The sequence below is a fragment of the Weissella sp. DD23 genome, assembly GCF_001579105.1.
Classification (GTDB): Bacteria; Bacillota; Bacilli; order Lactobacillales; family Lactobacillaceae; genus Weissella; species Weissella cibaria.
Genome location: NZ_KQ970425.1, coordinates 1 through 862 on the forward strand (window position 1 = coordinate 1; position 862 = coordinate 862).

1 protein-coding gene is annotated in these 862 nt (G+C 43.3%); it reads right to left on the reverse strand.

Going from position 1 to position 862, the window contains the following annotated elements; all coding sequences use genetic code 11:
• Positions 1–862 (reverse strand): hypothetical protein (locus WEIDD23_RS13860; RefSeq protein WP_197458894.1); only part of this gene is annotated, 862 nt, incomplete at both ends.

The window sequence follows — 862 nt, forward strand, 5'->3', positions numbered from 1 at the left end:
AGTAACCAGCTTTGTTTTTGTTATTTTATAATGTTCATCACTAGTCTGGAAGATCACGGTTGTCTTAAAGTAAATCTTGCCATGGAACTTAATTGGCGCCGCTGTATGCTCAGTCTGAATTGTGCCACCAGTGGCTTGCCAGGTGCCATATTGATTCGACTGATACTTAGCATGCCAATTAATCAACTTCTGGCTAGCCTTAATTTTAATCGTGTCAATTCCGTATTTACCATGTTTTGCGGCAATCGCAACGTGAGTCTTTTGTTGCGTTTTTAGATTTTTAATAACATCGAATTGAACCGATCGGTCATCAACTGCCATTAAGTACAGGTCATGCACCGGTGCCTCTGGATAATAAAATGTTGAAACAACATTCGGTCCAAAATCACCTACGTTTTTTAGACCTGTGTAACCATCTTCCGCATAACCCAATCGCTTGCCCACCGTTGTCGTTACTAACATGCCACGTTGTGAACCAGAATAGATAATTACTGGCGTACCTGCCTTCAACGTACTGATTCGCTTGCCCGACGCATTGGTTAGTACGGTATTTTTAACTGGAAATGCCTTACGACTAACCAGCGTCAACTTTTGACCTGCTTCGTACATGCTCTTGTGGTACGTACCAGTAAACAAACTACCATTACGGAACAGCTTTGATGCATAGTTAACGGTAGCAAAATGATAACCCGCATACTTCCGGCCGGCCTTATAGAGTTTATTATTCAAGACTCCCGAAAATGCCTTACCACTCTTGTAGTACACGTCATTGCGCGTACCCGTGAACAAGTGGCCATCCTTGAACAGTGCCGTCACATTTTGGAATTTCGCTGTATGGTAACCCGTGTAGCGACGACCGTTG